Annotated in this window: 17 protein-coding genes; 7 read left to right on the top strand and 10 right to left on the bottom strand. The window is 75.1% G+C overall.

Features of this window, described 5'->3' with window-relative positions:
• Positions 1-873 carry a PfkB family carbohydrate kinase gene (locus ACFYYW_RS08205; protein WP_387646425.1) on the top strand — a complete coding sequence of 291 codons (873 nt, stop codon included), beginning with the start codon at positions 1-3 and terminating at the stop codon, positions 871-873.
• Positions 874-916: 43 nt separating this feature from the next.
• Positions 917-2,005, top strand: coding sequence for a LacI family DNA-binding transcriptional regulator (locus tag ACFYYW_RS08200; RefSeq protein WP_352324804.1), 1,089 nt, complete (start codon positions 917-919; stop codon positions 2,003-2,005).
• Between the two features lie 26 nt (positions 2,006-2,031).
• Here the strand turns inward: ACFYYW_RS08200 and ACFYYW_RS08195 are convergent, their stop codons facing one another.
• Positions 2,032-2,319 (bottom strand): DUF3040 domain-containing protein, encoded by a 288-nt coding sequence (locus ACFYYW_RS08195; RefSeq protein ID WP_352324805.1) that lies wholly within the window; start codon positions 2,317-2,319, stop codon positions 2,032-2,034.
• Between the two features lie 361 nt (positions 2,320-2,680).
• Positions 2,681-3,289: a DNA starvation/stationary phase protection protein gene (locus tag ACFYYW_RS08190; protein ID WP_364389175.1), complete on the bottom strand. Its 609-nt coding sequence runs from the start codon at positions 3,287-3,289 to the stop codon at positions 2,681-2,683.
• A 186-nt stretch (positions 3,290-3,475) separates the two neighbouring features.
• Between ACFYYW_RS08190 and ACFYYW_RS08185 the strand changes: the two genes are divergently transcribed.
• The gene (locus ACFYYW_RS08185; protein ID WP_352324808.1) at positions 3,476-3,610 is read left to right on the top strand and encodes a hypothetical protein; all 135 of its coding nucleotides are present in this window, start codon (positions 3,476-3,478) and stop codon (positions 3,608-3,610) included.
• 18 nt (positions 3,611-3,628) lie between these two features.
• Here ACFYYW_RS08185 and ACFYYW_RS08180 read toward each other — a convergent pair whose 3' ends face one another.
• Both ACFYYW_RS08180 and ACFYYW_RS08175 read right to left on the bottom strand, forming a co-directional pair.
• Positions 3,629-4,069 (bottom strand): PPC domain-containing DNA-binding protein, encoded by a 441-nt coding sequence (locus ACFYYW_RS08180; protein WP_387646420.1) that lies wholly within the window; start codon positions 4,067-4,069, stop codon positions 3,629-3,631.
• Positions 4,070-4,106: 37 nt separating this feature from the next.
• Complete coding sequence (locus ACFYYW_RS08175; protein ID WP_364413694.1) at positions 4,107-4,646, bottom strand: hypothetical protein; 540 nt, start codon at positions 4,644-4,646, stop codon at positions 4,107-4,109.
• Between the two features lie 99 nt (positions 4,647-4,745).
• Here ACFYYW_RS08175 and ACFYYW_RS08170 point away from each other — a divergent pair, with 99 nt between their 5' ends.
• Positions 4,746-8,090, top strand: coding sequence for a WD40 repeat domain-containing serine/threonine-protein kinase (locus ACFYYW_RS08170; protein WP_387646417.1), 3,345 nt, complete (start codon positions 4,746-4,748; stop codon positions 8,088-8,090).
• A 111-nt stretch (positions 8,091-8,201) separates the two neighbouring features.
• Complete coding sequence (locus tag ACFYYW_RS08165; protein WP_387646414.1) at positions 8,202-11,249, top strand: BTAD domain-containing putative transcriptional regulator; 3,048 nt, start codon at positions 8,202-8,204, stop codon at positions 11,247-11,249.
• Positions 11,250-11,264: 15 nt separating this feature from the next.
• Here the strand turns inward: ACFYYW_RS08165 and ACFYYW_RS08160 are convergent, their stop codons facing one another.
• The 6 genes from ACFYYW_RS08160 to ACFYYW_RS08135 all read right to left on the bottom strand — a co-directional run bounded on the left by ACFYYW_RS08160 (position 11,265) and on the right by ACFYYW_RS08135 (position 20,113).
• Positions 11,265-12,239, bottom strand: coding sequence for a hypothetical protein (locus ACFYYW_RS08160; protein WP_387646411.1), 975 nt, complete (start codon positions 12,237-12,239; stop codon positions 11,265-11,267).
• The gene (locus tag ACFYYW_RS08155; RefSeq protein WP_387646408.1) at positions 12,239-13,639 is read right to left on the bottom strand and encodes a phenylacetate--CoA ligase family protein; all 1,401 of its coding nucleotides are present in this window, start codon (positions 13,637-13,639) and stop codon (positions 12,239-12,241) included. Before ACFYYW_RS08155 ends, ACFYYW_RS08160 begins: the two co-directional genes overlap by 1 nt.
• Positions 13,640-13,891: 252 nt before the next feature.
• Complete coding sequence (locus tag ACFYYW_RS08150) at positions 13,892-15,271, bottom strand: FAD-dependent monooxygenase (RefSeq protein WP_387646405.1); 1,380 nt, start codon at positions 15,269-15,271, stop codon at positions 13,892-13,894.
• Between the two features lie 54 nt (positions 15,272-15,325).
• Positions 15,326-18,508: a WD40 repeat domain-containing protein gene (locus tag ACFYYW_RS08145; protein ID WP_387646402.1), complete on the bottom strand. Its 3,183-nt coding sequence runs from the start codon at positions 18,506-18,508 to the stop codon at positions 15,326-15,328.
• A gap of 116 nt (positions 18,509-18,624) precedes the next feature.
• A complete protein-coding gene (locus tag ACFYYW_RS08140; protein ID WP_387646400.1) occupies positions 18,625-19,407 on the bottom strand; it encodes an SAM-dependent methyltransferase in 783 nt (260 codons plus the stop codon).
• Between the two features lie 106 nt (positions 19,408-19,513).
• Complete coding sequence (locus ACFYYW_RS08135; RefSeq protein ID WP_352323247.1) at positions 19,514-20,113, bottom strand: TetR family transcriptional regulator; 600 nt, start codon at positions 20,111-20,113, stop codon at positions 19,514-19,516.
• A 72-nt stretch (positions 20,114-20,185) separates the two neighbouring features.
• On the opposite strand from ACFYYW_RS08135, the gene ACFYYW_RS08130 reads away from it, so the two are divergent.
• Positions 20,186-20,989, top strand: coding sequence for a class I SAM-dependent methyltransferase (locus ACFYYW_RS08130; RefSeq protein ID WP_387646398.1), 804 nt, complete (start codon positions 20,186-20,188; stop codon positions 20,987-20,989).
• Positions 20,990-21,078: 89 nt separating this feature from the next.
• Entirely contained in the window at positions 21,079-24,222 is a 3,144-nt protein-coding gene (locus ACFYYW_RS08125) for a hypothetical protein (protein WP_387646396.1), read from the top strand.
• Positions 24,223-24,270: the final 48 nt, after the last annotated feature.

Below are 24,270 nucleotides of genomic sequence, written 5' to 3'. Positions count from 1 at the left end.
ATGAGAGTCCTCGGCTTCGGCGACAACATCGTCGACCGGTTCGTCGATCGGGGCATCGACTATCCGGGCGGCAACAGCGTGAACGTCGCCGTCTACGCGGGCCGCCTCGGCGTCGAGGCCGCCTACCTCGGGGTCTTCGGCGACGACGACCTCGGCGGCTTCCTGCGCGAGGCCGTCGCCGCGCAGGGCGTCGCGGTCGACCGCTGCGTGGTGCGTCCCGGCGAGAGCGGCGTGTCCCGGCTGCGCGTGGACGACGGCGACCGGGTCTTCCTGGGCTGGAACGGCGGCGGCGTCACCGTGCGGGAGCCGCTGGCGCTGACCGGCGACCTGCTCGCCTACGCCGGCTCGTTCGACCTGGTGCACTCCAGCGTCTACTCCGGCAGCGAGGACGAGCTGCCCCGGCTCGCCGGCCTGCGTCCCCTGGTCAGCTTCGACCTGTCCAGCGAGGACGACTACCGCACCCCCGCCTACCTGGACCGCGTCTGCCCGCACGCCGACCTGGTGCTCCTGTCCTGCTCCCACCTGGACGAGGCGGGCACCCGCGACCTGCTGGCCCGCGCCGTGGCGAGCGGCGCCCGCCTGGCGCTCGGCACCAGGGGCGTGGACGGCGCGATGGCCTACGACGGCCACGACCTGGTCACCGCCCCCGCCCGGCTGGTCGAGGACCCGGGCAAGATCGTCGACACCATGGGCTGCGGGGACGCGTTCCTCGCCGGGTTCGCCGTCTCCCTGCTGCGCGACGGCTGGCGCAAGGGCGCCGCGCCCGGCCGCGGGCCGCTCCTGCGGGCGCTGCTGGCCGGCGCGGAGACCGCCTACGACCAGTGCTTCGTCGAAGGCGCCTTCGGCTTCGGCAGGCCCGCCCCGCGCGGCTAGCATGGGCGTGCCCGCGACCCCCCAGAAACGAGGAACCCGTTCGATGGCAGCCGACCGGAGCCAGTCGGGCCGGCCGACGATCTCGGAGGTGGCCGCCGAGGCCGGCGTCGGCCGTGCCACCGCGGCCCGCACCCTCGGCGGTTACGGCTATGTCAGCCCGGAGCTGCGCGAACGGGTGCTGGCGGCGGCCGAGAAGCTCGGCTACCGCACCAACGCCCTGGCCCGCAGCATGTCCACGGGGGTCAGCCACACCCTCGGCGTGATCCTGGCCGACATCGGCAACCCGTTCTTCGCCGGCGTCATGCGCGGCATCTCCGACGCCTCGCGCGCCCGCGGGTTCGACACGATCGTGCTGAGCACGTACGAGCGGCTCGACGAGGAGGTGGCGGCCACCGACGTGCTCATCGACAAGCGGGTCGACGGCGTCATCATCGCCTCGGCGGCCGTGGGGCGCGACGAGGTCAAGCACATCAGGGCGGCCATGGGCCGGGGCATGCCCATCGTGCTGGTCGACCGCGCGGTCGCGCCGCTCGACCTCGACACCGTCGTCATCGACAACCGCGGCGCGGCCCGCGAGGCGGTCGAGGTGATGATCGCGGCCGGTCACCGGCGCATCGGGTTCGTGTGGGGGCCGTCCTCGGTCGATCCGCCCGTGACCAGGCGGGCGCTGCTGGAGAAGGCCCGCAACGTGTGGACCGACGGCGAGCGCCTGCGCGGCTACCTCGACGCGCTCGACGACGCCCGCATCCCCTTCGACCCCGAGCTGGTCATGACCGGCCCGAAGACCGAGGAGTGGGCCACCCAGGAGGTGGCCCGCATGCTGGCGCTGCCCGACCGCACCACCGCCCTGTTCTGCACGGAGACCGACGCCGTGACCGGGGCGCTGCGGGCCGTCCGCGCCGCCGGGCTGTCCTATCCGGCCGACATCTCGCTCATCGGCTTCGACGACAGCGCCTGGGCGGCCGTCATGGACCCGCCGCTGACCATGATCGAGCAGCCGGTCCACCAGCTCGGCGCGAAGGCCGCGGAGGTGCTGCTCGACGTGCTCGACGGCGCCGAGCCGCGGCACGACGTGCACACGCTGCGCTCGCGCCTGGTCACCCGCGCCTCGGTCGCCCCGCCGCCGTCCTGATCGGGCGGCCGGCGGTCAGGGGACGGTCAGGGATGGGTGACCTGGGGCGAGGTGGTCACCACCTCGCGGGAGGGGCGCGGCGCGGGCGGGGTGCGCGGACGGCCCGCCGCCACGAACACGACGGCCGACAGCAGGGTCATCGCGACCACGATGACCAGGATGAACGCCATCTCCCTGCGGGTCACCGGGCAGCGGCGGCGCCGGGCCGGTTTGGCGTTGAGCGCGTCGATGCGGCAGGCGAAGTCGCGGTCCTGCCAGCGCAGATCCTGCTCGATCTCGGCCAGGATGCGGCGTTCGCGGTCCGACAGGCTCATGGCCGCCGCTCCCGTCCCGCGACGCCGTGGGCGGGGGCGGGCGGTGAGGTCAGCGGTTCGGTCATGTCGTTCTCCGTCGCTCCCGGTCAGAAGTAGCCCCCGTCAGGGCGGCCCGGTCGGGGCCGGCCCTGGTCAGAGGGCGTCCCGCTGGTGAGGCACGCCTTCGTGGCGGCGCGCTCTGGCGGGTCGCCGGCGGCCCCGAAGGCCCGCAATTTCTGGCGTACCCGGCGGTGCGGGCTCGATGCGGTGCCTTACCGCGCCCGGTATGAACCGTTACGCCCGGTGTGCGATGTCCGCCTAAATCCAGACATTTCCTTCACCTGGCGTCGATTTCCGGCTTACCGGACATCGGGCGGGCCGGTCAGCTGTCCGGCTTCTCCACCAGCGGGGTGTCCACCAGGTGCTCGATCAGGAACCAGGTCTGGAGCTCGTTCGTCCTGATGACGTCGGAGACGAGCAGGTCGTTGGTGCCGTCGTCGCCCATCTCCTGCGCCCGGCCGGCCGCGTCGTGGGCGGCCACGAGGATGGTCTCGTGCGCCTCGATCAGGCGGGAGAGCATGGCGGGCACCTCCTCGCAGCCGTTCGGCGGGCGCGGGATCACGGTGATCTCGGCCACGTGCCGCGGGTCGCCCACCGCGACGCCGCCGAGCGTCTGCACGCGCTCGGCCATCGCGTCCACCAGCGCGATCTGCTCCGAGGCGTGCTTGTCCAGCAGCAGGTGGAGCTGGTAGAAGGTCGGGCCGCGCATCAGCCAGTGGTGCTTCTTGTACAGGCTGTAGAGGATCTGGGTGTCGGCCAGGATCTGGTTCAGGCGCTGGCAGGAGTACTCGCGGGCGTCGCGGGAGAGGCCGAGCGGGAACATCCGCACGGTGCCGTACTCCTGGATCTCCACGCCGTTCACGTGTAGCCACGGCTGGCTGTCGGGCTTGGACCGGGTCGGCTTGGCGGACCGTTTGGTGGGCACGTACATCTCCTCAGATAGTCGGAACAATCGCCCGGAAACCTCCCCTCCGGCGCGCCAAGCGCCCCCACGAGCCCGCACAAGAGCCGGTCAACATCCGCCGCCCGCGATCGTTTGCCCGCAGGTCAGAGGGGTAGCCGGAGCGATGGGCCCGGGGGAGCCCCCGTGCCCGGTCCGCCCGGGAGGGGGATGACCATGCGACGCAAAGAGCCCGAGGACGAAGAGACGCCCGCGGCCGACCTCGAAGGCCCCGGAGGCGAGGAAGAGTACGACGAGGAGCGCGAGCGCTTCGAGCACATGAAGGAACTGAACCCGGACGACTTCGAGTGACCGCCGCCGCCCGAGGGGTCAGCGCAGGTCGATGAGGGCCAGGCCGGTGGCGGGGTCGTGGCGGCGCCGCAGGTAGCGGGGGGACTGCGTGACGATCACTTCGAGCGTCGGCCAGACCTGCCCGGCCAGCAGGTGGCCGCCGCGGGTCGTGCCGTCGGGCAGGCCCACGACCGCATGGGCGTGCAGGTGGGGCCGTACGTCGTCGTCGGGCATGGCGAAGTCGCCGATCAGGGAGAGCACCTCGGTCTGGCGGTCGACCGGGATCGGGTCGTAGCGGAGCGCCTCCGGGTCGAAGAAGCCCAGCGTGACCTGCCGGAACCCGCCGATGCCGGTCAGCCGGGCGGCGCGGACGCCGTTGTCGGCCGCCCACTGCGTCAGGCTCTCGACCACCTCGTCACCGGGGTCGAGGACCACCGCGTACGTCTGCTCCTCCACGGTGGAGAGCCGCTTGCTGCGCATGACGATCTCCTGCCCGCAGGGCGCGCGGGCAACCCGGTCACTTCCAGACGGCCCTGGCCAGGATGTCGCCCAGCCCGGGGGTCTTCCACTGGTCGACGACCAGCACCTTCTCCTTGCGCAGGTACCAGACGCGCTGGGTGAAGGACACCGGGGCCGGCTTGCTGGTCTTCGTCTGGCAGCCCAGCCTCCACTCGGTGAAGCGGGCCGGGTGCCCCGCCCCCACCTGCACGGTCGCGGCGCGGGACGGCCGGAGGGGCGGCACGCCCTCCAGGTAGCGCCGGTCCGGGACGCACTCCACGACCCCGCTGCTGGGGTGGTACGGCTGGCCCGGCCGGTACGTGCCGCCCTCGGACGCGTAGGCGATGGCCCGCGGCCCGCCGAGGGAGAAGCCGGGGCATTCCGTCGCCCGCTTGGAGCAGGTCCCGGTGACCACGTCGAGCCCGCCGATCGGGTCCTTCTTCACCTTCCAGGAGACCGGTATCTGGAGGGTGAACCCCCGGAACGACACGGGTTTGGTGGCCTGCGCGGGCGTTCCGGTCAGGACGAGCGCCGCGCTGAGCGTCAAGGTCATGAGCACGGCGGCGATCCTAGGTCCTGACGCCGCTGGAATGTCAAGCACCGATAAATCGACAAAAATCCCCGCAACTTTGCCGACGATCACCGCATCCAACCAGCCGTGAACGCGTTGACCTCCGACGACCCGCAACGCCTGGGCGGCTACTGGCTCGCCGGACGGCTGGGCGCCGGCGGTCAGGGCGTCGTCTACGAGGCCTACGCCGAGGACGGCGCCCGGGTGGCGATCAAAGTGCTGCACGGCGACGAGGCCGGCCGGCTGGCCAGGGAGGCCGAGGCGGCGCGGCGGGTCGCCTCGTTCTGCACCGCCCGCGTGCTCGCCGCCGAACTGGACGGCCCGCGCCCCTACATCGTCAGCGAGTACGTCGCCGGGCCGAGCCTGCGGCAGGCGGTCGCCGGCGGACGCCGCTTCTCCGGCGGCGACCTGCACCGCCTGGCCACGGCGGTGGCGACGGCGCTCACCGCCATCCACGAGGCCGGCGTGGTGCATCGCGACCTCAAACCGGACAACGTGCTGCTCGGCCCGGACGGCCCGCGGGTCATCGACTTCGGCATCGCGCGGACCGCCGAGATGTCGCTGACCGCGACCGGCCTGGTCACCGGCACGCCGACGTACATGGCGCCCGAGGTGTTCGGCGGCCAGCGGGCCGGCGCGCCCGCGGACGTGTTCGCCTGGGGCTGCGTCGTGCTGTACGCGGCCACGGGCGCCGACCCGTTCGAGGCCGAGAGCCTGGGCGGGGTGATGCACCGGGTGTTGTCGGCCACGCCCGACCTGGCCGCGCTGCCCGACTCGCTGCGCCCGCTGGTGTCGGCGGCGCTGAGCAAGGAGCCGGGCCGGCGTCCCGAGGCCCGCCAGTTGCTGCTCGCGCTGGTCAGCGGGGACGGCGGGCTCGACACCGCGCGGCTGCTCGAACGCGGGCGGCAGGCCGCCCACGTCGCCGGGACGGTCGCCGACCCGGCGCTCGGCACGCTGGCCGAGGACTCCTACACCCTGCTGGCCCCCGCGGAGCGGGAGCTGGCGCCCGAGGTGTTCCTGCGCCTGTTCACCGTGGACGGCATGGGCGAGCTGGCCACCAGGAAGGCCGCCCTGGACGAGCTGGTGGCCGGCCGGCCGGCGGCCGAGATTCCGGCGGTCACCAGGATCCTGGAGGTGTTCGCGTACCTGCTGGGCCGCGACGGCCGCGAGGTCTGGCTGGCCCGCCCGGCCCTGCCGCACGCCTGGCCGCGGCTGCGCCGCTGGATCGAGGCCAACAGGGAGGGGCTGGCCGTGCACGGCCCGATCCTGGCCGCCGTCCGGCGCTGGGACGACGGCGGCCGCAGGGACGGCGGCCTGTTCCACGGCACGATGCTGGACGAGGCCCTGAGCTGGGCGGCGACCGCCCGCCGCGACATCAGGCTGTCCCAGGCCGAGCGCGACTTCCTGGAGTCCTCGGCGCGGCTGGCCAAACGCCGGGCCCGCCGCGCCCGGCTGCTGACGCTGAGCCTGGCGGGGCTGCTGGTCGCCGCGCTGGCCGCGGGCGGTCTGGCGGTCCAGCAGAGCAGGCTGGCCGCCGCCCGCGCCGACGAGCTGCAGGACCGCCTGACGACGTCGGAGTCCACCCGCCTGGCCGCGCGCGCCGAGGCGACCAGGCGCAGCGATCCGGTGCTCGTCGGGCTGCTCGCCGTGGCCGCCTGGCGGCTGCGTCCCACGCCGCAGGCCAGGGCGGCGCTGACCGCGGCGCTCGCGCAGCGCGAGCGCGGCATGTTCCGCGACCCGGCCGCCGCCCGCAGCACGATGCGGGCGCTGGGCGCCGACGGCCGCACGCTGCTCAGCGTCGGCCAGGACCAGGCGCGGCTGTGGGACCTGCGCACCGGCCGGCGCCTCACGCTGATCTCCGGCCTGGGCCTCGGCCGCGACCGGGTGTCCGACATCGGGCTGTCCCCCTCGGGCCGCACGCTGGTCGCCGCCACCGGCCGCCGCGCCCGCGCCTGGGACGCCGGCACCGGCCGCCCGGTCGGCGCCTGGCCGGTCCGCCGGATCAGGGACCTGGTCGAGGGCTGGCAGGACGTCGTCCGCCGGCACGAGGGCCGCAAGGTGATCGTCAAGCCGGACGACAGCGAGCAGTGGGACGTCACCGACCCCGCCGCCCGGCGCGGCACGCTGAGCCCCGACGGCCGGTGGCTGGCCACCTCCGGCGACGGCACCCTGACCCTGAGGCAGACGGAGGAAGGCTGGACCGAGGAGGTCGGCGAGGGCACGGAAGGCGTCTGGAACAAGGGCGATCCCGTCTTCGACCACGCGGGACGGCTGCTGGCCACCGTCACCGACGCCACCGTCCAGTTCTGGCGGCTGCCCGACAGCCACCTGCTGAGCGCCGTGCCGGTGCGCGGGGACGTGGAGGCCGGCAGCCGCCCGGCCGCCGCCTTCGACGGCACGACCTTCCGCTACCTCGTCGGCGACCAGGTGTTCGCCGTGGACGTCGCCGACCTGGTGAACGAGCCGGTCGAGGGCCCGCCGCACGAGCGGGCCGACCTCGGCGAGGACGGCCTGCACCTCGTCGTGGACGGCGCGCTCCGCCAGGTCGGGGGCGGGACGTCCGGCCGCCTGCCCGCCGGGCGCGCGCTCGCCTTCAGCCGCGACGGCCGGAGCCTCGCGCTGCTGTCCGGCCAGGACGTCAGCGTCCTGGACACCGCGACCAGGAAGCCCGCGGGCGGGTTCACCGCGGGCGCCGGGCGGGCGCAACCCGAGCTCGTCCGCTTCAGCCCGGACGGCGGCTGGCTCGCGCTCGTGCTCGACGCCCCGGGAAGCGGCGAGGACGCGGTCGAGCTGTGGGACTGGCGGGCGCGCCGCCGCCTGTGGAGCACGGCGCTGAGCCAGGTCGTGGACCTGGCGTTCGCGCCCGACGGCGGACGGCTGGCGGTGACCGGCCTGGACGTGCGCGTGTTGCGGGCGGCCGACGGCCGGGTCGCGGGCTCGCCGTTCAGCGTCTTCGGCCAGGACGTCCTGGGCTCCTGGGTGCGCTTCACCCACGCGGGGGACGGGGTGGTCGTGTTCGACTCGCGCGGCCGGCTGAGCACCTGGGACGCGGGCGGCCGGCGGCTGACCGAGGAGACCCAGAGCTTCCCCGTCATCGGCACGCCGGCGTACTCGCCGGTCGAGGACCTCGTCGCGGTCAACGCGGGGCAGGGCCGCGTCCGCCTGATCGACCCGAGGACGGGCGGCGACCTCGGCCTGTCCGCCGACCCGGGCGGCGGCCTCGACCGTGACGAGGGCGAGCTGCTGTCGATCGCCTTCGCCCCCGACGGCTCGCACGTCCTGACGGTGGACGCCGGCGGGACCGTCGGGCGCCTCCCGGCCGCCGCCGAACTGGTGGCGAAGACGGTCTGCGCGCGCGCCGGGCGGGCGCTGACCGAGCGGGAGTGGCGGACGTACGTGCCCGCCCTGCCGTACCGGCCCGTCTGCGGCTGACCGGGCGGGCCCGGGTCAGGGTCCCTCACCCGGGATTGTCAAAACGCCGTCGCGGGGGATGTACTGCCGTCCGGAAAGCCGATCTTTCCGTTCGGCCACGAGGGAGGCACGGTGGACTTCGCGATCCTCGGCACGATCCGGGTCAACGGCCCCGGCGGGCGGGTGCACCTGAGCCGCAAGCAGCGGGCCGTGCTCGCCGTCCTGCTGCTCCACCCGAACGCGACCGTCTCCAGGGAGCGCCTGATCTCCGCCGTCTGGGACCATCCGCCGCGCTCGGCGCTGGCCAACATCCAGACCTACGTGCACCAGCTCCGGCGCTCCCTGGAGGGCGGCGGCCTGCGGGTGCGCACCGAGGGGTCGGGCTACGTCTGCGAGGTCCCGCCGGGCAGCCTGGACCTGCTGGTGTTCGAGGACACCCTGCGGCTGGCCCGGCGCGAGCGGGCGGCGGGCGACCTGGCCGCGGCCGAGCGCGCCTACGCAGAAGCCGTCGCCCTGTGGCGCGGCGCGCCCGCCGAGGACGTGCCGCTCACCGGCGCGATGGCCCCCCGGCTGCTGGAACTGGAGGAACGTCTCGCGGTCGCCCGGTCGGAGTGGATCGACGCCCGGCTCGCCCTCCGGCAGGACGACCTCGTCGCCGAGCTGCGCGCCCTCATCGCCGCCCACCCGCTGCGCGAGCGGCTGTGGGAGCAGCTCGTGATCGCCCTGCACCGCGGCGGTCGCCGGGACGAGGCGCTGGAGGCGTTCCGCGAGGCCCGCGAGCTGCTGGTGGCCGAGCTGGGCCTGGAACCCGGCCCCGAGCTGCGCCGCCTGCACGCCGCGCTGCTCGCCGGCGATCCCGACCTCGACCGTCGGCCGGGAACGACCGGGGCGGCCGACCAGTGGCCCGCGGCGGCCGTCCCGCTCCAGGCGTTGTGCCAGCTTCCCGCCGACACCGCCGACTTCGTCGGCCGGGAGCCGGAGATCGCCGAGCTGCTGCCGCTGTTACGGGCGCGGCCGGACCGGCTCAGCCCGCCGATCGCGATCCTGTCGGGGCTGCCCGGCATCGGCAAGACCACGCTCGCCGTGCACCTGGCCCACCTGCTGCGCGCCGACTACCCGGACGGGCAGCTGTTCGTCCGGCTCGGCCAGGACGCCCGCGGCCCGCGCGACCCCGGCGAACTGCTCGACGTACTGCTGCGCTCGCTCGGCCTGGACGGCGCCATGATCCCCGCCTCGGCCGAGGAACGCGCCGGGCTGCTCCGCCAGCGGCTGGCCGACCGGGCGGTGCTGGTCGTGCTCGACGACGCCGTGGACGAGGCGCAGCTCCGCCACCTGCTGCCGGGCACGCCGCGCGGCGCGGTCCTGGTGACCTCCCGCTCGCCGCTGCCCGCGCTGGAGGGGGCCGTCCGGCTCCCGCTCGACCTCCCCGGCGAGCGGGACGCCCGGCTGCTGCTCGAACGCGTGGCCGGCCGCGACCGGATCGGCGCCGCGCCGGACGCCGCCGAGGAGATCCTGCGTTCCTGCGGCCGGCTGCCGCTGGCGCTCAGGGTCGCCGGCGCCCGCCTGGCCATCCGCCCGGTCTGGCCGGTCCGCGAGCTGGCCACCCGCCTGGCCGGCCACGACCTGGACGAGCTGGTCGTCGGCGGCCTCGACGTGCGGGCCACGTTCGAGCCCGGCTACGCGGCGCTGCCGGAGTGGGCCAGGCACGCCTTCCGCCTGCTCGGGCTGGCCGGGCTGGACAGCGTCGCAGAGTGGACCACCGCCGCCCTGCTCGGCCTGCCCGCGCGGGAGGCCGACGCCGTCCTGGAGACGCTGGTCGCGCGCGGCATGCTCACCTCCACCGAGATCGACGCCGCCGGCCAGCCCCGCTACCGGCTGCACGACCTGCTGCGCGTCTACGCCAGGGAACGCGCCGAGGCGGAGGAGCCCGCCGGGCAGCGGCGCGCCGCGCTGACCCGGCTCGCGCTGGAAAGCCTCCGCAGGACCAGGGCCGCCGCCCGCGGGCTGCCCATCCCGCTGTCCCCGCCCTACGAACGCGGGCAGCCCGGCCCCGACGCGTCCGCCGGCCCGGCTTCCGGCCCGGCTTCCGGCCCGGCTTCCGGCCCGGCGTGGTTGTCGGCCGAGCGGCGCACGCTGGTGCTCGCCGTCACCACCGCCGCCGAGCTGGGACAGGTCGCCACCGCCGCGGAGCTGGCCCACCACCTGACCGGCTACCTGACGATGGAACGATTCCTGGCCGACGCCGAGCGCGTCCAGCACGCGGTGATCGCGGCGGCCACCGCGGCGGGCGACGAGCGCACGGCCCTGCGGTCCAGGCTGCTGCTGGTCAACATGGACATCGAGCGGGGCCGCTTCCCGGCCGCCGACGCGGCCTGCGGGGAGCTGCTGGCCGCCTTCGAGCGGGTCGGCGACCGGCACGGGGCCGCGTACGCGCTGATCAGCCGGGCCGCCGACCGCCACGGCTCGGGCCGGCTGGAGGAGGCGCTGGCCGACGCGTACGCGGCGATCGAGCTGCTGGCCGCGCACGACGACGCCGCCGGCCTGGCCTACGCCTGGACGTGGCCGGTCTGGATCCACATCGAACGCGGCGAGTACGACCAGGCCGTCAAGATCGCCCGTGCCCGGCTGGCGGAGACCGGCGAGGAGGACCACGGCACCCGCGGCAACCTGCTGCGCGCCCTCGGCACCGCCTGCTACCAGGCGGGCGAGACGGCCGAGGCGGTCGCGTGCTACCGCGAGAGCCTGCTGACCGCCCAGGCCCTCGGCGACCGGGTCGAGACGAGCAAGGTGCTGCGCAGGCTGGGCGAGGCGCTGGGCGCGCTCGGCCGGTTCGAGGAGGCGGCCGAGACGCTGGCGGCGAGCCTGCGGCTGTTCGTGGAGTGCGGCGACGTCCTGGGCGAGGCGCTGAGCGGGCACGCGCTCGGCGTGGTCCGGCTGCGCCAGGGCGAGCCGGGCGAGGCGCTGCGGCACCTGGCCGCCGCGCTGGACCGGCTCGGCCGCGACGGCCCGCAGGTGTGGCGGGCCCGCACGCTCACGGAGATGGGCCGCGCCCACGCCCGCCTCGGACGGCACGAGGAGGCGGCCGCGGCGTGGCGGCAGGCCCTGACCCTGTTCGGCGACACCCCGGAAGGCCGCCAGCTCGCCGCCCACCTGGCGGACCACCCCCGCGAACAGCCTTGACGGCGGGCCTTCGGCTCAGTTCTGGAGCCACCGCACGACCGGGGCGCCGGTCGCGCCCGCCAGCCGGGCCGCGCGGCGGGCCTGGCCCGGGGTGGCGCCCTCGCCGACGAGCGCGCCGCCGTCGTCCAGCGCGGCCCACACCCCCTCCGGCGCGCCGGCCGGGACGTCCAGCGCCCGGTTCACCGCGGGCCGGACCGGCGCGGGCGTGCGCCGGGCCGACCACCGCCGCCAGTACAGCCACTGGACGAAGATCAGCGGACCGAGCGCGGTCAGCAACGGGATCGGCCGCCCGCCGCCCAGCACGACGGCGATGGAGACCGCCAGCAGCACCGCCTCCAGCCCCGCCGCCCACCACGCCGCCGCCTTCCCGTACGCCCGGACCGCCACCGCCGGCCAGAGCGACAACATCAGGCAGTCCCCGAGGCCGATCAGCGAGGGGTCCTCCCCGTAGGAGGTGGCCAGCACGGGAGCGAACGGCAGCCCCTGCATGCGCTGCACGAAGTCGAGGGTCAGCGAGGACAGCCCGGTGGCCAGCGTGTCGTAGACGGTGAGCGCCACCGCCAGCGCGGCCACCTGGCCGGGCGTGACCGCCGCCTGCACCCACAGGTTCACCGCGCCGACGACGAGCAGCATCAGCAGCACGTCGTTGACCACCAGCACCCCCGCCGGCCATCCGGCGAGGTAGACGGCCACGTCGGCGGCGCACAGCAGCAGCACCGCCGCCGTCGCCCACCGGCCGCCCAGCACGGGGGCGAGCGTGAGCTGCCCCAGCGTCAGCACCACCAGCCCGAAGACCGACACCACGACGCCGGTCGGCAGGTGCAGGTACGCGAACGGCATCACCACCAGCGCGGCGACCATGACCGCGATGTCGGAGCCCACCATCCGGCCCACCGGCGGCCTGGCCATGACGTAGCGGCCCAGGTAGGCGGCGGTCAGCGCGACGGTCAGGGCGACGAGCGCGTACAGCGCCGGCACGTACGGGGTCATCACAGTCCTCGCTCGAAGCTGAGCTCCAGCAGGTCGGCGCGGAGCCGGCAGGGGGTGGGCAGGTCCTCGGCGGTCTCGACCAGGACGATGCCGTCCAGGGGCAGCCCGTGCGCCCGCTCCTCCAGGCGGCCGAGCAGGCCCGCGTCGGACTTGCCGGCCACGACGTACAACAGGGAGCCCTCCAGCGACCAGCGCGTGGGCAGCGGCAGCGCGTGCTCGGCCTGCAGCACGTCCAGGACGTCGCGCGTGGTGAGCCCGCCGGGCGACACCCGCCCGAGCACGCGCGAGGTCGCGGGCAGCGCGGCCAGCGCGCACGACGGCTGCTCGTCCGTGCGCAGGACCCTGACCAGGTCGCCGGTGACGTACCGGAGCAGCAGGGTGGTGTCGCGGTAGGTGGAGTACGGGGTGACCACGATCGTGCCGACGGCCCCCGGTTCGGCGGGCCGCAGGGTGACGGGGTCCAGGATCTCGACCAGCCCCTGGTCGGCCGGCAGGTGCAGGTGGCCGTCGGCGCAGACCCGGCCGCCCACGGGGGCGATCTCGGTCATGGAGTAGCCGTCGCGGACCTGCGCGCCGAACGTGTGCTCCGCGCGCACGCGCAGCGCGTCGGTCAGCACCTCGCCGCCGGACCAGATCGTGCTCAGGCCGAAGTCGCCGGCCTGCCAGCCGCCCCGCTCGGCCTCCTGGACCAGCGCCGCCAGGTAGGAGGCGGTCACGTTCAGCTGGGTGATCTGCGGGTGTTTGCCGGGCACGTGCATCGGGGTGGCCAGCCGGTCGAGCGCGACGGCCGGATCGACGGCGCCCAGGTGCACGAACGCGGCCCCGGTCCGCGTGACGGCCCGCTCGGTGAGGATCTGGGCGATGGACCGCGAGCTGATCGCGTTGGCCCACAGGTCGGCGGAGCGCAGGTTGCCGGCGAGCATGAGCGCCAGCGCCGACATCGAGGACATCAGCTCGATCTCGTACGCCGAGAACCACACCATGGTGGGCGTCCCGGTCGTCCCCGTCGTGTGCGCGAGCACGACCGGGCGGGCGCGGTCGGAGACGAAGGCGGCGGGCATGCCGCGCAGGTCGGCCTTGGTGGTGGGCGGGATCGTGGACAGCGTCGCGGGCGTGATGGAGCCGGGGTCCACGCCGTTCGCCTCGAACCAGCGCCGGTAGTAGGGGCTCTCGGCGGCCGCGTGGCGGACCGTGCGCCGCAGCCGCCGCCGGGTCAGGTCCTCCTGGAGCTCGGGGTCGCTGCCCGCGAGCATGTCGTCGGCGCCCTCGCCCGGGGACCCGAACGTCTCCAGGGTCACGCGCATGTCGTCGGCCAGCGCGTTCACGTCCCGCAGGCGGAACCTGCGGCCCGACATCATCGACCAGGCATAACCGAGCTGGCGTACCGCGGTGCCGAACACGCCTCGTCCTTCCGCTCGTGTGGGGGGTGGCCCCCCGGGAGACGCGGTCCCCCGGGGGTGCACGCGAGGGTGATCAGCCGTTCAGCACGAAAATGGCGGTGGACAGGGCGCTGACGGCGTACTTGGCGTAACGGCGAGCGGTCTTGACCATGAGGATCTCCCTGGTTGCTCGGGGCGCACGGGTGGCGCCCGCTGAGATCCAAGGATGTGCGGGGGCGCAAGAGAGCCACTACAGGTCCACTACAAAGGGCCTCACACCAGCGTCAGGTAGTGGCCCAGCTCGGCGGCGGAGTCCGTGGCGATCCCGACGTGGCCGTCCGGGCGCACGAGCGTGTGCCGCACCCCGCCGTACGGCTCGGCCGGCGCGTACGCCCGCACCTGCGGGCCGCCCGGCACTCGGGGCGCGGGGTCCGGCGACAGCAGCGTGAAGTGCGGGCCGCGCAGCAGGTCGAACAGGCGCGCCCGGGAGCCGTCGGCCAGCCGCAGCGGCCCGTCGGGCACCCGCTCGCCGCCCGCGCGGGCCAGCGAGCCGCCCCGGTAGCCGACCCGGAGCTGATAGGTCTCCTCGTCCCGCCGGTACGACCGCCGGTCGTGCAGGTCCGTGCTGAGGCCGAGCACCCGAGCGGCGACCGGGCGGCGCTCCTCCTCGTAGGTGTCCAGCAGCGACGTCGGCCCGCCGGTCAGCGCGCGGGCGAGCTTCCAGCCCAGGTTGTAGGCGTCCTGGACGCCGGTGTTGAGCCCCTGGCCGCCCGCCGGGGAGTGCACGTGGGCGGCGTCCCCGGCCAGCAGCACGCGCCCGGCGCGGTAGGCGTCGGCCAGCCGGATGTTGACCCGGTAGAGCGAGGCCCACAGCAGCTCGGTGACGCGGGCCGCGCGCAGCATCGAGCGTTCGGCGAAGAGCCGCTGGAAGCCGGACAGCGTCAGGTCCGGCGTCGTGCCCGGCCGGAGCGGGGCCATGAACTGGAAGGCGTCGGTGCCGGCCATGGGGTAGAGCGCGACCATCCCCCTGCCCGGCCGCACCCAGGCGTGGATGTGCTCGCGGTCCAGCCCCTCGACGCGCACGTCCCCGAGGGCCATGCGCTCCTCCTCGCGGGTCTGGCCGGTGAACCCGATGCCGAGCGCCTTGCGCACCGTGCTCCTGCCGCCGTCGGCGGCGACCAGGTAGCGGGCCCGCAGCGTCGTGCCGGTGCCGAGCCGGGCCGTCACGCCGTGCGCGTCCTGCTCGAAGCCGGTCAGCTCGGCGCCGTGCTCGACCGCGCCGCCCAGCTCGGCCAGCCGCTCCCGCAGCACCGCCTCGGTGCGCCACTGCGGGTGCATCCGCACCATCGGGTACGGCACCTGCTCGCTCGCCGCCGCGGGCCGGTGCATGCGGCCCTGGTAGACCGGCAGCCGCCCGATCCTGACCCGGATCGGCGGGTAGGGCGTCGTCCCGGCCAGGACCCGGTCGACGATCCCGAGGTCGTCGAAGATCTCCAGCGTCCGCGGCTGGAGGCCCTTCCCCTTCGAGCCCGCCGAGGGCGCCGCCGCCCGCTCGACGACGCGGTGGGCGATCCCGCGCCGGGCCAGCTCCACGGCGAGGGTGAGGCCGGTGGGCCCGGCGCCGACGATGAGCACGTCCGTCTTGTCCGTCATGGGGCGACCGTGCCAGGAGCCGCTGCCGGATCGCTGTCAGCGCCCTGCCGGGGGTCACGAGCAGGGCGGACGGTAGGGCAGGTCGTCGAACCAGCGCCGCCACTCGGCCCGGGTGAGCGGCATCCCGGCGGCCTCGCAGACGCGCGCGGCCACCGACTCCGGCCGCAGGTCCCACAGCCGCAGGTCGCGCCCGGCGGCCGAGACGAGGGTGTGCTCGTCGGCGTACAGGACGGTCCCGAGGTCGCGGTGGGACAGCTCGGCGATCGGCCGGCGGGAGCGCAGGTCCCACAGGAGGGTGGTGCGGGAGGCGTCCGTGGTGGCCAGGGCGGCGCCGTCGGGGCTGAACCCGGCGATCAGGACGGTGTCGCCGTGCCCGCGCAGGGCCGCCGGACGGGGGGCGCGGCCCGGGTCGGCGATCCGCCAGACGCGGGCGGTCCGGTCGTGGCCGGTGCTGACCAGCACGTCGCCCTTCGGGCCGAAGCGCACGCCGGCCACCGCGTCGGCGTGCTCCTCGTGGTGGGCGACCTGGTCGAGGGCGCGGCGGCGCACGTCCCACAGCCGTACGCCGCGGTCGGCGCCGCCGCTGGCCAGCAGGCCGCCGCCGGGGCTGAAGTCGAGCGCGCCGACGTCGCCGAAGCCGTCGCGGGCGGCCAGGCGGCGTGGGCGACCGGTGACGTCCCAGAGCAGCAGCCGGCCGCCGTGGTCGCCGGTGGCCAGGACGCGTCCGTCCGGGCTGAGTGCGGCGACCGCGAGGCCGCGCACCGGCAGCCGGACGTGCCGGGCCGGGCGGTAGGGGTCGCGGATGTCCCACACGGTCACGGCCACGCCGCGCTCGACGGTGGCCAGGCGGCGGCCGTCGCCGCTCAGCGCCGGATCGGCGGCTGCTGGAACGTTCCAGCGCGACAGCAGCACGCGGTGTCGGGGGTCGCGGACGTCCCACAGCGCGCCGCCGCGCGGGCCGGTCGTGGCCATCAGCGTCCGGTCCCGGCTCAGGACCAGCCCGGTCACCGGGTCGGGCACGCGGACCGGGTGCCGCCACTGGTAGAAGGCGCCGGCCGCCGAACCGGTGGCCAGCGCCTGGCCGTCGGCGGTGAAGGCCAGGCCGAGCACGCGGTCGGGGTGCGGGAACGAGGCGACCTCGGCGCGTCCGGCCACGTTCCACAGCCGGACCGCGCGGCCGGCCACGTTCCACAGCCGCACCGCGCGGTCGTCGCCGGCGGCGGCCAGGACGGTGCCGTCCGGGCTGAACGCCAGGGCGCCGGCGGGGTCGCCGTACCGGACGGGCCGGTCGCAGCGGCGGGCGCGCAGGAGGCAGAGCCAGGTGCCGCGGGCGGGCGCCGACCAGGCCAGCGCGCCGCCGTCGGGGCTGATCGCGAGCGCGGCGGGGCCGTCCTGGAGACCGGTCGCGATCGTGTCCGCAGGGGAGGCGGGCCGCGCCGGGTCCCACAGGCGCACGCTGCCGTCGTCGTGGCCGGTGACCACCGTGTCGTCGCCGACGGCGAAGCGGGTGACCTGGGCGGAGGTCCGTACCGGGGGCAGGGCGACCGGGCGGCCGGCGAGCCGCCAACGCCGGACGCCGTGCGCGGCGGTGGCGAGCACCGTGCGGCCGTCCGGCGTGAACGCCGCCGTCACCGCCCCGGGCAGGGCGGCGACGTGCCGGGGGCGGGCGGGGTCCACGACGTTCCACACCTCGACGCCGTGCCGGGTGGCCGCCAGCAGGACCCGGTCCCCGCCGGACGGGCGGAAGGCGAGCGCCCCGACCGGCCCGGCGGCGCGCGGCAGGGTGGCCAGCGGGGTGCGGCGGCGCGAGTCGGTGGCGTCCCACAGCTCGACCACGCCGTTGTCGGCACCGGTGGCGAGCAGGGCGTGGTCCTGGCTGTAGGCGATCGCCCGCAGCCGGTCGCCGGCCGAGCGCAGGCGGGTGGCGTACGGCTCGGCGGTGTCGAGGAGCGTGCCGCGGGTGCCCGGGGTGTCGGCCAGGCCCTGGGCGGCCACCGCCACCTGCATCGCCAGCGCCGGGTCCGTGGCCCGCAGCGCCCGCGCCTGGACGGCGGCCCGCTCGGCGAGCGCGGTGACACGGGCGGCGCTCGCCCGGCCGCTCTTCTGCCACGCCAGCCCCGCGCCCGCCCCGGCGACCACCACCAGCACCACCAGCGCCACGACCAGCGCCCGCACCCTCCGCCCGACCGGACATCCCCTGGCGCCCACACCGGCGCCGGAGGCACGAGCCGCGCGCCCCCCGCCGGGGCAGGGCACCGCGGCCTCCGGATCAGGAAAGGACCCAACAGGCCCCTCCGGAAGAGGGACTTCCTCCAGGTCGGGGGAGAGAAGCCCGGGTTTCTCCGGGTCGAGGGAGACGAGGCCGGGCTTCTCCGGGTTGGAGGAGAGGAGAGCGGGTTTCTCCCGGTCGGGGGAGAGGAGGGCGGTTTTCTCCGGGTCGGGAGGTGGGGGAGCGGGCGCGGGGCCGGGGGGTGGTGCGGTGGCGTGCCGGTAGGCGGCGTGGGTGAGGGTGTCGCCGTCGCGGTGGTGCCAGAGGGCGCGCATCGCGCGGGACAGGCGCGGCAGCGCGTCGGCCGCCGCCGGGCCGTCGTCGCGGACGCCCAGGTCGTGCAGGATCGTCTCGGCCAGGCCCGGCTCCAGGGACAGCCCGGCGACCCGGGCCGGTTCGGTGATCGCGCGGCGCAGCTCGTCGCCGGTCATCGGCCCGAGCGGCAGCGACCGCGTCCGCAGCGCCTCGACCAGCGGCGGAAACCCCAGGCACCGCTCGTAGCAGCCGGCCCGCATCCCGATCACCACCGGCAGCCCGCCCGCCGCGAGCGCGCACAGCTCCTCGACGTACGCCCTGCGCCCGGAACCCGCCCGAGCCGTGAACAACTCCTCGAACCGGTCGACCACCAGCAGCGCGCACTGCTCCACCGGCCGCCCCCCGCCCCGGACCGGCGAGCCGGGCGTCCGCCACAACACCCCGGCGCGACCCGCCGGCGAACCCGCCAGGATGGCCGGCACCACCCCGGCGGCCAGCACCGACGTCTTGCCCGCCCCCGCCGCCCCGGCCAGCATCACGGGACGGGCGGCGCGCGGCTCCGCGAGCAGCCCCACCAGCTCGGACACGACCCGCTCGCGGCCGAAGAACCACCTGGCGTCCCCGGTCGTGAACGGACCCGGCGGCCAGGGGCACGGATCCCGCGCGCACCGGTCCCGCTCGCTCCCCAGCCCCGCGCCGAACCCGTCGCCCATCCCGCTCCCGTCACTCCGCGAAGTCGATCGGGGACTCAGGGTACGCGGGCCCGCCGGGCGGCGTACGCCGGTCGGGAAGGCGGCATCGCGCGAGATCGGCGCGGAGCCAGGGACGGTCAGCGCTTGCGGCCGACGCCCGCGTAGTAGACGGCCTCGCGGTCGGCGTACAGCGTCCCGGGGACGGGACGCCAGCGCGGCAGCGGCACCACGCCCGGCTCCAGCAGTTCCAGCCCGTCGAAGAAGCTCGTGACCTCCTCAAGGCTGCGCAGCGTCATGGGCGCCCCGCCGCTCTCGTTCCAGTGGCGGACGCCCTCTTCGAGCTGCCTGCCGACCACGCCGTGGGAGATGGCGAGATGGCTGCCCGGCGCCATCGGCTCCAGCAGCTCGGCGATGATCGAGCGGGCCTGGCCGGTGTCGGGGAGGAAGTCCACGACGCCGAGCAGGGTCAGCCCGATCGGCCGGTCGAAGTCGAGGTGCTCGGCGGCGGCGGCCAGGATCTTGCCGGGCTCGCGCAGGTCGGCGTCGACGAAGGCGGTCGTCCCCGCGGGGGCGGCCCGCAGCAGTGCCCGCGCGTGGGCCAGGACCATGGGGTCGTTGTCGACGTACACGACGTGGCTGTCCGGGGCGACCGCCTGGGCGACCTGGTGGGTGTTGTCCGCCGTGGGGATGCCGGTGCCGATGTCCAGGAACTGCCGGATGCCCGCCTCCCCGGCCATGTACCGCACCGCGCGGCCGAGGAACTCCCTGTTCGTACGGGCCAGCACCGGCAGGTCGGGCACGGCGGCGAGGATCTGCTCGCTCACCATCCGGTCGATCTCGTAGTTGTCCTTGCCGCCCAGCCACAGGTCGTAGATGCGGGCGGGGCTCGGAACATCGGTGTTCAGCGAACGTTCGCTCATCGCGACGCCTTCCGGACGAAAGGGGCTACGGGGGAGATCGTAGCCCCAAGATCCCCCAAGCGGGCCACGTCCGGCCTCGCCGTCCGTCACCGGCCTGGAGGGCGGCTCACAGGAGGCGGCGCTGGACGGCGTCGGCGATGGCCGTGGTGACGATCCACTCGACCACGGCGGCGTCCGGCGGGTCGTCCTCGCGGCCGGCGAACAGCAGGTGGGCGCTGCCGATCAGGGTGAGCGCGAGGGCGTCGACGTCGGCGTCGACCGCGATGCGGCCCATCTCGCGCTCGGCGGTCAGGTAGGCGGCGATCATGGTCGTGGCCTCGCCGAGGAGCGGGAGGCCCGTGGACCCGGCCTGGCGCAGGCGCGCGCGCAGGCCGTCGCGGGAGATGACGAGGCCGACGACGGCCACGGCGACCGAGCCGAACAGCTCCAGCAGCGCGAGGGTGAGGTTCCCCGCGACGGTGCCGGTGCCGGCGACGGCCATGAGGGCGGCGGACTGGGCCTCGACGCGGCGGATGCGGTCGGTCACCAGCTCGGCGAGGAAGGCGTCGAAGTCGGCGAAGTGGCGGTGGAGCACGCCCTTGGCGCAGCCCGCCTCGGTGGTGACCGCCCGGCTGGTCAGGGCGTTGGGCCCGTCGCGCAGCAGGATGCGCTCGGCGGCGTCGAAGAGCTGTTCGCGCACGTCGCGGAGGGCTATGCCGGTGGGCACCGGGCCGGTCTCCTTCCTTGGTGAATCCCGTTCAGAGTAGACGAGTGGGCACGTGCCCATTAGAGTGGGCGCATGCCCACTAACACCTCGGGGAACGAGCCGCACCTGCACCGGCGGATGGCCGAGTCCTTCGGCGCCGACGCCGACCGCTACGACCGCACCCGCCCCCGCTACCCCGACGAGATGGTGACCCGCATCGTCGAGGCGAGCCCCGGCCCCGACGTGCTCGACGTCGGCATCGGCACCGGCATCGCGGCCCGCCAGTTCCAGGCGGCCGGCTGCCGGGTGTCCGGCGTGGACGTGGACCCGCGCATGGCCGACCTGGCCCGGCGCGACGGCATCGAGGTGGACGTGTCCGCCTTCGAGTCCTGGGACCCGGCCGGGCGCACGTTCGACGCGGTCGTCGCCGGCCAGACCTGGCACTGGATCGACCCGGTCGCGGGCGCGGCCAAGGCGGCCCAGGTGCTGCGGCCCGGAGGCAGGCTGGCGCTGTTCTGGAACGTCTTCCAGACGCCGGACGCCCTGGCCGAGCCGTTCGCCGAGGTCTACCGCCGGGTGCTGCCCGACCTGCCGGCGCTCGGCCAGGCCGGCCCGGCCGTGGGCATGTACACGTCGCTGCTCGACAAGATCGCCGACGGCGTCCGGGCGGCGGGCGCGTTCGGCGAGCCCGAGCGCTGGGATCACGCGTGGGAGCGCCGCTACACCCGCGACGAGTGGCTGGCGCAGGTGCCCACGCACGGCCCGGTCACCGGGTTGCCGCCGGAGCGGCGCCGCGAGCTGCTGACCGGCATCGGGGCCGCGATCGACGCGGTGGGCGGCGCCTTCACCGTCCACTACGACGTCCTGGTGCTCACCGCCGTCCGGCGGGCTGAGTAGCCGTTACTCATGCGGTCATGGGAGCGCGCGCGGACGATCCTCCTCAGAGCGACACCCCAGGAGGAACCACCGTGAGCGTCACACATGGCATGAGAACCGGGCGGAAGGGGCCGACGCGGTGGCGCGGGCGGCTCTCGTTCGCCGCGATCGGCGTGCTGGTCGCCGCCCTGATACCGGCGCTGGCCACGCCGGCGTCGGCGGCGGTCCCCGGCTTCTCGCTGACCTTCTCCATCGATTATCTCCGCCAGATCGAGGACCCGGACAGCGGAGGCGTCGGCGACGGCGACTACTACCCGAAGGTCAGGATCGCCGACGGCCCGCTCGAGACGGGCCCGCGCATCGAGGACGACGAGTTCGAGCCCCTCGGCCTGCCCGAGGCGCCCAACGGCTGGGTCTTCACCAAGTCCGACCTGCCCGGCGACCAGCCGACGGTGAACATCACCGTCGCCCTCTGGGACTATGACGGCGGCCTCAACACCAACGACGACCGCATGGACATCAGCCCCCAGAACGACGACCTCGACCTCGACCTCGTCTACGACGTGCGCTCGGGCACGCTGTCGGGCGACGGCGTGCAGTTCGGCACGCCGTGCGTCGACTCCCAGGGGCGGCAGAAGGGCCAGACGTGCGCCGAGGGCGACGGCGACCACGGCTTCCCCCGGGACAACGACGGCAGGAAGACCAGGATCGGCTTCACCGTCTCCACCGTGATGCCCGACACCGACCACGACGGCATCCCCGACCTCGTCGAGCTGTCCGGGATCCGCGACCGGAACGGCGGGGTCATCGCCGACCTCCCGGCGCTCGGCGCGGACCCCTGCCGCAAGACGATCGTGCTGCAGGCCGACTACATGGCCGACACCAGGCACTCCCACCGGCCCAAGCCGGACGCGATCACCCTGGTCAGGAACGCCTTCGACGCCGCGCCGGTCAAGGCGGAGAACGCGTGCCCGTACCCGGGGACGCACCGGGACGGCGTTGACTTCGTCTACCTCCAGGGCACGCAACTGCCCGAGCAGCCTGCCATGGGCCTGGCCGACGACAGCGACTTCCGCGACGCGCGCACCGCCGACTTCCCCGCCGAGCTGGCCCGGTACGCGCACTACGCGATCTTCGCCCACGACCTCGTCGTCACCACCGCGACCGGCAGCTCGACGTCGCCGGGCACGTCGGGGCAGTGCTGCGAGCCCACCAGGGACAACAACAAGGACTTCATCGTCACCTTCGGCTCGTGGCGGACGATGTGCGTGGCCGACTTCGGCGTGGACTACGGCGGCGACGGCCGGCTCCAGACCACCCCGGCGGGCGACGACGTGGTGATCGGCACCCAGATCCACGTGGGCCCGGACCGTACGTGCGACACCACCAGCGCGGACCCGACCGACCGGCAGGTGCTCACCGTCGGCACCGGCCGGGACGACGCCGAGGTCGGCACCGTCCAGGACCAGGCCGGGACCATCATGCACGAGCTCGGGCACGCCCTGGGCCTGCGGCACGGCGGCGACGTCAACGACCAGTGGAAGCCCAACTACCTCAGCGTCATGAACTACTTCTTCCAGTCGGGCATCCCCACGGGCCCGCCGCCGCTGCTGGTCAACCAGCTCAGGGACTGGAAGATCGGCGCGGTCCGGGTCGGCTACTCCAGCGGCGGCCTGCCCCCGCTCACCGAGGGCACGCTGAACGAGTCCGCCGGCATCGGCGACGGCACCGACCACACCTTCTGGTGGACCGACAACCTCGCCAACCCAACCAGCACGTTCCGGCCGCTGCGGTCGGCCGCCGGCAACGCGCCGATCAACTGGAACGACAACACCGCCCCCGGCACCGGCGCCCCGCTCATCGACACGGGGACGGTGAACGTGGACGTCAACGCCAGCGGCGGCAGCACGCCCCTGCGCGACCACGACGACTGGGCCGCCGTCAAGTACCGGGCCGCGCTCTCGCCCGACGCCAAGGGCTGGGCCTGCAGCAGCTTCCCGGTGTCCGCGCCCACCTGCAGCGGCTCGGGCGCAGAGCCGGACAAGGAGCTCGACTTCACCGCCGTCGTACGGCAGGAGATGTCGTTCTTCAACCTCTACGACCCTGACATCGTCACCGCCAAGAGCGTCGACAAGCCCGACGCCGAACCCGGCGACACCCTCACCTACCAGGTGAAGCTGGACAACGTCGGCACCGGCCCGGCGGCGTCCGTCGGCGTCACCGACACTCCGCCCACCGGGCCGGCCCAGGTCCGCCAGCTTCCCTACCTGGGCGCCGGGCGGTCCGCGACCGAGACGTTCACGTACCAGGTGCCGTGCGACACGGCCGACGCGGCCGTCCTGACCAACACGGCCACCGCCACCGCGACGGACACCGCCGGCGGCCCCGAGGCCCAGACGGGCAACAACACCGCCAAGGCCGCCACCACCGTGCACGCGCCCCGGCTCACCCTGACCAAGACCGCACCGGCCACGGTGAACGCCGGAGAGGCGATGACCGTCGGGCTGCGGGCGGCCAACGTCGGCAGCGGCAGGGCCACCGGCGTCGTCCTCACCGACACGCTGCCCAAGGAGGTCTACTACAGCAAGGCGCTGGACCGCGGCACCGGCCCCCGGCCCGGCACGGTCACCCGCAACCCGGACGGCACCACCACCCTGACCTGGACGCTCGGCCCCCTCGACCCCGGCGCGGACGTGTCGGTGGGGTTCACGGCCCGGCCCGGCCTGCTGTTCACGAAGGGCGCCGAGCTGCCCGACACGGCGGCCGCCGCGTACCGCAACGCGAACGGCTGCGTCTACGAGCCGGCCACGGCGTCCGCCACGACGACCGTCACCGAGGTCGCCCCCACCCGCGACCCGCGCTCGCACGGCTACTGGAAGACCCACCAGGAGGCGCGCACCGCCGAGTTCCTGGCCCGCGTCCAGGCCACCGACCAGCGCTTCGACAGCCAGGGGGACGGCGAGCTGGCCGACGCCGAGGCCGTCGCCGCGCTGTCGGCCGGCGGCCCGCAACCGGGACCGGCCCGGTTCCAGCTCCTGGCCACGCTGCTCGACCTGGCGGCCAGGCAGATCAACGCGAGCACCCGGCTCGACTCGCCGCTCGTCCGGCGGCTCGGGGTGCGCACGGTCGGCGAGGCCGTCAGGTACGCCTTCGCCACCCTCGCCCTGCCGCCCGGCGGCGCGGCGGCCGGGCGCTACTCCGACACCACCTCGATGCTCGACGAGATCGTGAACAACCGGAGCGAGGTCTACTGACCCCGCCATGAGGGCCCAGTCATGAGGGCCCAGTCATGAGGACGCCGT

It is taken from the genome of Nonomuraea sp. NPDC001831 (genome assembly GCF_042892035.1).
GTDB lineage: Bacteria > Actinomycetota > Actinomycetes > Streptosporangiales > Streptosporangiaceae > Nonomuraea.
Note: the sequence above shows the minus strand (reverse complement) of the source record. Positions and strands in the feature narration are given on the sequence as shown.